Genomic DNA, 6,939 nt, shown 5'->3' with positions numbered 1-6,939 from the left:
ATGTAGTGGTCAACTAATCCCGGACACGACGTTAAGTTTTTTCTCGGCCTGAGCCGGCGTTAGCCCGCCATTAAATTGATGAGGCCGTATCCAGTTGTAGCGATGCATCAAATAATGACTGATGTCTCGTTGTGCCTGCTGAACCGACATATAACCCACTGAAGGTATCCACTCGGTTTTCAAGCTGCGAAATACTCGCTCCATCGGCGAGTTGTCGTAGCAATTGCCCCGGCGACTCATGCTCTGGCTGATGCGGTACCGCCACAGACGCTGACGGAAGTGGCGACTTCCATATTGCGATCCCTGATCCGAATGAAACAGCAGCCCTTGAGGCTTCCCGCGTTGCTCATAGGCCATATCCAGTGCTTTGGTGACCAAGTCAGCATCCGGGTTTCCTGATAACGCCCAGCCCACTATCCGACGAGCATAGAGATCCATAACCACGGCCAGGTAGTGCCATTTCCCTTGCGCCCAGATGTAGGTGATGTCACCGCACCAAACCTTGTTTGGCTCGGGAACATCGAATTTACGATTCAGTGTATTTGGAATGTCAGGCCGCTCGACCGTTGCTTTTTTGTAGGCATGCGAGCCAGGCTGCTTGCTGATCAACCCCAGTTCCCGCATCAAGCCTCGCACCTTGAAACGCCCGATCTGCTCGCCATCATCCTGCATCATCGACACGATACTTCGGCTGCCAGCAGCGTTTCGGCTCTGGGTGAACAGTTCGTTGACTCGACTGCGTAATCGAATTCTCTCAACGCCCGGAGAACGCCGCCTGAGGTGATGGGCGTAGTAAGTCGAACGGGTGATTTCGAACACCTCGCACAAGCAGTCAACAGGTTCATGGGCGCTTAGCTGATGGATCAGTGCGAACGCTCGAGATCTTCCGACATCAAGAGCGCGGTAGCCTTTTTTAATATCGATTTCTCTCGTTCAAGACGGGCGATTCGGGCTTCCAGTTCCTGGATCTTTTGCTGCTCTGGGGTGAGCGCCTTGCTCTGCGGGGTGACGCCTGTGCGTTCCTGCAGAAGCTGACTGACCCAACGGCGCAGGGCCGACTCGCCAATGCCGAGTGAACGACTGGCTTCGATGCAGCTGTAATTTTGTTTGAGTACGAGGTCAGCAGCCTCGCGTTTGAATTCAGCGGAAAAGACACGACGTTGCTTGGTCATCTGACACCTCGATATGGCGAGCATTCTCGCCTAAATGGGTGTCCGGTTTCATTAGACCACTACAGTTCTTGTTTCGGCCCCAAGTGACCATGTAGGACTTGTGACCGCTGGGCAGGACACGGATGAAGAAACCGGGTTGCCCAGTGTCATGCACGCGGTAAGCTTTCGCCTCGGCGGCTAGGCTGCCAATTAGCTTTTGAGTGATTTTGGTTTTCAAGGATTCGACCGTGACAGCAGGGTGGCAGCAAAAAGTACTATACCGCTCGATGTTTACGGACTCAATTGGACTAAAAGGCCCAATAATACTGGACTTTTCGCTGTACCCATTGGGTCTAAATTGACCATCCTAGGGGGAAGGTTGCAGGTTCGAACCCCGCCTGGGACACCATATAATTCAAGTTTTGTAGCGTTTTTCGTTTCTTCGTCGTGGCCCAGGGGCAGGGCGGGGCGACAGCCAGGCTGCAGGCAACAAAAAGCCCAGCACAGTTCAATACTGGCTGGGCTTTTTGATAGCCGTCATATCGTGATGGGCACGTTCACACGCGTGTTCCTTGCGCCTATCACGTCGTCGGGGCCGTGGGTCGCATCAGTTAAAACATTTCCTTCTTTGTACTCGCCGATGGCGCTTGGCGGATGCTCGCGCGTACTTTCTCTCTGAACGTGTTTTCGATCCCGACCTGGACCTTAAGCTTCTCGGCGAGCGACGGAACCAGGTGACGGCTGATCACAATAATTCCGTCCCTATCCCCCAAAATGGCATCGCCGGGGTTGCACACCACATTGCCGCATGCCACCGGCGCACCCACCTGGCCAGGGCCGTATTTGGACGGGCCGGCCGGGTTTACGGCGCGTGCGTAAGTCGGCAGTTCCATGACACTCAACTCTTCAATGTCGCGAACCGCGCCGTCGATCACCACTGCCGCGACTTGTCGGGCGAGGCAGACCTCACCCAGCAGGTCACCAAAGACCGCACGGTTGGTTTCACCGTTGCCGTTGATGACCAGCACGTCACCGGGTTTGGCATCATCCAGCGCCCTGTGGATGGCGAGGTTGTCACCTTCCCACGTCTGGATCGGCAGTACGGTTCCGTAGAACGATGCTTTGCCCGCAACATGGTGGATCGCGGAAGCCATCATTCCCAGGCGTTGCAAGACATCACCGATGAGTGCAACCGGGTAATGCGCGATCTCTTCAATTTGTTTAAGGGACGCGCGTTCCCAATCGTCGCTTACGGTGATGCTTTCAGCAGAAACATTGATAAACATGATGACCTCGGTGTGAGTCCGTTAGGCGCGTTGTCAGTTGAACGATTTGGAGACGGGGCTGTTAACGGGGTGAAGGGGCGCTTCACCGCGCAAGACTGCGTCAATGGCCTCGACGGCGCTCATCCCAACGCGCAGTAACGATTCATTGGTTTGCCCGGCAACGTGAGGTGTGACAAGCAGGTTGGGCAGGTCGGCAATCGCAAAGGTGTTGCGACTGAACGGGTCAAGCATGTCGATGTTTTCTGCAGCCAGTACATCGACACCCGCGCCAGCCAGTTTGCCGCTGCGCAGTGCGTCGGCAACCGCTGCTTCATCTATTACCCCCCCACGGCTGGTGTTGATCAAGATGGCACCCGTTTTCATCTTCGCGATCTCAGCACTGCCAATCAGGTGTTCAGTGCTTGGCTGCAGAGGCACATGCAGGCTGATGACGTCCGCTTGGGCCAACAAGGTATCGAGGTCTACCAAGCGTTTGTCGACGCTCGAATCATAAGCGGGGTCTGTTGCCAGCACCTTCATGCCGAAAGCTTCAGCAACTGGCGCAACGTGCCGACCAATGTCGCCAAATCCAATCAGGCCCAAGGTGCGTCCCTCGAGCTCGATGCCCGTCAGGGACAGCCGGTCAGCGGCCCATATGTTGTTTCGGGTCTGATCCGTTGCGAGTTGAATCTTGCGGCTAATGCCCAGCAGCAACGCAAATACATGTTCCACAACACTTCGTCTGTTTGCCCCTGGGGTGTTTGTGACCCAAACACCCCGCTCGGCTGCCGCTTTATGGTCAACGTTGTCATAACCCGCGCCGTGCCGGGCTACGATCCGCAGCTTCGGGGAGGCTGCGATCATCGCGGCACACATATGGCCGCCGCGCAGAAACACGGCATCGACCTGGTGTTGAATGTCTGCATAGGACACCGCGTCGTCGCCATAGCCGAGTCGAACCTCGCCGATCGAGCAAAGCGCTTTTATGACATCGGGATGAATCGGGCTTGTTACATAAATCAAAGGCATGATCGTCCCTTTATGAAAATTGGTGGGTGTTGGCGTCATCGCCCGCTATTGGCGTGTTTTTACGAACGGTCGAAATGACGATCAGCCCCAGCAGACCTGATGCGCACAAGATGAATGCGGGGGTGGACTGATTTCCGGTGGCACCGATCAGCCAAGTGGCCAGGAATGGGCCGGAACCTCCGCCGATCACTGCGCCCACGCTGTGGCCAAAGGCGACGCCGGTGTGGCGGATGTGCATCGGGAAGAATTCAGGCATCACCGAGTAAGTGCCTGCCTGGCAGAGTGCATACGGAATCATGCCCAATGCCAGCCCGGCCATTGCCAGATTGACTGAACCCTGCTGCATCAGCATGAAGGAGGGGATCGACACAATGGCGTAGGCCACGTAGGAGTAACGCAGGATGGATTTACCGCCGCGATAAGAGCCCAGTTGGCCGGCGAGCGGGATCAAAAATGCGGCCAGGATCACGGCAATGAGAACGATGGTGGAGGCTTCGCCTTTTGAGTACCCGAGAATGGAGCTGAAGTACGCCGCGATAAAGACGGTACCGATATAGGTGCCGATGTTCTGCACCATCGCGATCATGATCACTTTGATCAAAGGCTTTCGGTAGTCGCGAATCAGCTCTGCGAAGGGCTGGCCTTGCTTCACTTCGGCATCGTTTTTCTTCGACGCAAACTCAGGGCTGTCCTCAATGCTCAGTCGCATGTAAAGGCCGAGGATCCCCAGTGGCAGCGCCAGCAGGAACGGGATGCGCCAGCCCCAGGAAAGCATGTCCGGATCCGTGAGGCTCGCCGCAGCAAGCCCCGCAATGGCCGCCGCCAGCCCTTTGCCGAATTGTGCAATGGAGGGGAGGAAGGAAATGTACAGCGCGCGGCGCGTGGGAGGTGCCCACTCGCGAATGTAGCTGGCAGCCCCCCCGATTTCCCCGCCGGCGGAGAAGCCCTGCAACATACGCAATACGACCAGAAGTATGGGAGCCCAAACGCCGATCTGCGCATAGCCCGGCAGCAGGCCAATCAGCGTGGCCGCAGCCCCCATGAGGGTGATGCTGGCGATCAGGCTGAACCGTCTTCCCACTTTGTCACCGAGCCAGCCGAAGGCAATTGCGCCAAGCGGGCGGACCAGGAACGCAGACCCGAACACAAGGAAAGTGTTCAGCAAGCCTGTTGTCGGGTCGTCCGACGGGAAGAAAACCAGTGCCAGGGTGGCAGCAACATACCCATAGACACTGAAATCGTAATACTCGACAAACGTGCCGAATACGGCGGCCCTGGTTGCTTTCTTGGCCTTTCTTGTTTGCTCCGCCTCTTCAGCGGGCAGCACGGCAGGCTCGGCCATAGGATGATTGTTATTCATGGGTACCCCAGGTAATCGGACGCTGACCAATTCAAAAAATGGGACAGTGTCCTGTTCTTGTTTTATCTAGATTCTAGAACGCCGAGGCTGTTGTCAACAGCGAGGTGTGATTTGCCGTAGAGCAGCGTTAGACCTCAGAATGCAGGCCCGCCCCCTCGATCTGATGCCTGATGCCCCAATCTGACCGCTCTATCAACGCTTCCCCCATGGCTTCACCCGCGTCCAGTCATACCAGGCTGATTCAGGTGGTTGACGCGCTTGTGAGCCGTACCGGCGGCGAGCCTTGGGGTGTTCGAGAGCTTGCAGCAGAGCTTTCCGAGAGCCGGAGCACCGTCAATCGTATTCTGGTCTCTCTGGTTGAAATCGGCCTGGCGAGTGAGGTTGGCGTTGGCAAGTACGGCATAGGGCCCAGGCTCGACGTGCTGACCAAAACACTCAGTGATTCAAGTGTGCTTCTGGGGCGCAGGGGGGAATCGCTACGTGAACTCGCTAAGGCGTCGAAGTGCACGGCTCTTGTTTCTGTCTACTGCCCGCGCAGCAGGGGCTATTTTATTGCCGCGTGCAGTGAAGCCAATTCAACACTTACATTCAGGCCTGAGTTGGGTGTGATCTACCCGCTTACATTTGGTGATATCGGGCGTCAATTTTCAAAGTTCCCAAGTTCTGTACCACGCCAGGTGAATGATACGAACCCCGGTTTAGCCATTGACGAAGCCCACGGTTTTTATTGCGAATCGGAATTTCCTGGTGCGTTATCAATCGCTGTAGAAAACATCGCCAATGATCTAATCGTGTCCGTCTCGGTTCACTCCGTGGGGCAGTCACGCTCTAAAGAACATCAATCTTTGGATGCGGGTGTAAAACGAGTCCTTGCAGAGATAAGGGCTGAAATAGAGTCGGGAAGTATTGATGGGCTTCAGGTTGTGTCCAGCGCGTTGGCACAAGAACCTAAATCGACCGTGAGCCGCTTTGAGAAACTCTTGCTGCTCGCCTGCGTGTTTACGCAGGGTGTAAGAAATTCGGTTGCTTTGCACGACCTGCTCTTGTGCAATGCAGCGACCGCCAAACGACTGATCGAGTCTGCTGTTCAAGCTGAATTGGTCAGCCTGGTGGGAACAACGTTATATCCAGGCCCGAGGCTGTACCAATGGGCGGCAAAGATTAACTCTGCTGATCGGAACCTTGCGGATATAACTCGCAAGATTTTATCTTCGTTAGTCCAGGAAACCGGTGAGACGATAGCGCTTCTTTCCTATGATGAAACCACTGAGAAAGCCGAGTTTCTTGAAGTAATACAGGGGTGGAGGCCTATCCAGTACAAGCTTCAGGTCAATGTCGATGTGCCTCTGTACGCGGGTGCTGCCGGTAAGGCTGTATTGGCTTACCTCGACTCGAGGCGGGTCGACACGTTGAAACTTGAAAGAATAACTGAAGCAACTATCACGTCGCGAAAGTTGTTAACAGAAGAACTTAAAGCCATTCAGGAAAGAGGGTGGGCGACGGGTGAGGGTGAACGTGTATTGGGGGCTTTTGGTTTGGCCGTGCCTTTTTTTGTAGATGGAAAAGTTAGGGGCTCCATCTCGGCCACCATTCCTCAGTACCGTAAGAATGAGCGGGACCTGCCGACACTCTCGGCACTTATGCGTGAGGCGACTGCCCATATAGAACGTCTGCTGTCTTTAGGTATTAAAGCGCGTGAATGACACCGCCCAAAAATGACACGGACGGTGCGTTCGGTTGAACGCCGCGCAACGGTTATCGAACACATTAGCACGCGTACCGGCCTCGGGTTTGATGAGGCCTTTTAACGCGATTCAACCGGCTTTTGATAAATCCCCTCAAGTCTTTCCAAACAATAGGAAAGCCCCTACATCCTTTTACCCCCTTGGCATGAAACTTTAAGCGTCCTGTAGGGAGCGTATCTCTCCACGCTCCACCGGCCCGCTGAAGTGTTTACGCCAGGATGTAGCCGATGCCCACGCTCACCCCTTTTTTCGACCACAGCCGCCATAAACTCGACGTGCGCAATGTCGATGTGCCGCTGGAGGTGCTGGCCTTTCAGGGCGAGGAGTGCCTGAGTCAGCCGTTCAGTTACGTGATCGAATTCACCAGCACGGAACTCGATATTGCCGCC

5 protein-coding genes and 1 pseudogene are annotated in these 6,939 nt (G+C 55.4%); 1 reads left to right on the top strand and 5 read right to left on the bottom strand.

What is annotated here, in order from left to right; all coding sequences use genetic code 11:
- Positions 1 to 9: 9 nt before the first annotated feature.
- The 5 genes and pseudogenes from Q1W15_RS14570 to Q1W15_RS14550 form a co-directional block, all read right to left on the bottom strand.
- Positions 10 to 1,172 (bottom strand): IS3 family transposase gene (locus tag Q1W15_RS14570; protein WP_087148787.1). Its coding sequence is split into 2 segments (ribosomal slippage): positions 10 to 917 and positions 917 to 1,172, totalling 1,164 coding nucleotides; the frame shifts between segments, so codons are not numbered across the junction.
- A gap of 64 nt (positions 1,173 to 1,236) precedes the next feature.
- Positions 1,237 to 1,389, bottom strand: a pseudogene (locus tag Q1W15_RS14565) (integrase); the annotation flags it as partial.
- Positions 1,390 to 1,762: 373 nt separating this feature from the next.
- The gene (locus Q1W15_RS14560) at positions 1,763 to 2,437 is read right to left on the bottom strand and encodes an RraA family protein (protein WP_300729715.1); all 675 of its coding nucleotides are present in this window, start codon (positions 2,435 to 2,437) and stop codon (positions 1,763 to 1,765) included.
- A 33-nt stretch (positions 2,438 to 2,470) separates the two neighbouring features.
- Positions 2,471 to 3,445 (bottom strand): hydroxyacid dehydrogenase, encoded by a 975-nt coding sequence (locus Q1W15_RS14555; protein WP_300729714.1) that lies wholly within the window; start codon positions 3,443 to 3,445, stop codon positions 2,471 to 2,473.
- A 10-nt stretch (positions 3,446 to 3,455) separates the two neighbouring features.
- Positions 3,456 to 4,805 (bottom strand): MFS transporter, encoded by a 1,350-nt coding sequence (locus Q1W15_RS14550; protein WP_300729712.1) that lies wholly within the window; start codon positions 4,803 to 4,805, stop codon positions 3,456 to 3,458.
- Between the two features lie 170 nt (positions 4,806 to 4,975).
- Here Q1W15_RS14550 and Q1W15_RS14545 point away from each other — a divergent pair, with 170 nt between their 5' ends.
- Positions 4,976 to 6,508 (top strand): IclR family transcriptional regulator C-terminal domain-containing protein, encoded by a 1,533-nt coding sequence (locus Q1W15_RS14545; protein WP_300729711.1) that lies wholly within the window; start codon positions 4,976 to 4,978, stop codon positions 6,506 to 6,508.
- The last annotated feature ends 431 nt before the right edge of the window (positions 6,509 to 6,939 follow it).

It is taken from the genome of Pseudomonas sp., from assembly GCF_030150285.1.
Taxonomy (GTDB): Bacteria; Pseudomonadota; Gammaproteobacteria; order Pseudomonadales; family Pseudomonadaceae; genus Aquipseudomonas.
Note: the sequence above shows the minus strand (reverse complement) of the source record. Positions and strands in the feature narration are given on the sequence as shown.

What these genes read in the sequence shown, in the direction of transcription:
- Q1W15_RS14555 (WP_300729714.1), bottom strand. Translation starts at nt 3,445, where the DNA reads ATGCCTTTGATTTATGTAACAAGCCCGATTCATCCCGATGTCATAAAA.
- Q1W15_RS14545 (WP_300729711.1), top strand. Translation starts at nt 4,976, where the DNA reads ATGCCCCAATCTGACCGCTCTATCAACGCTTCCCCCATGGCTTCACCC.
- Q1W15_RS14550 (WP_300729712.1), bottom strand. Translation starts at nt 4,805, where the DNA reads ATGAATAACAATCATCCTATGGCCGAGCCTGCCGTGCTGCCCGCTGAA.
- Q1W15_RS14560 (WP_300729715.1), bottom strand. Translation starts at nt 2,437, where the DNA reads ATGTTTATCAATGTTTCTGCTGAAAGCATCACCGTAAGCGACGATTGG.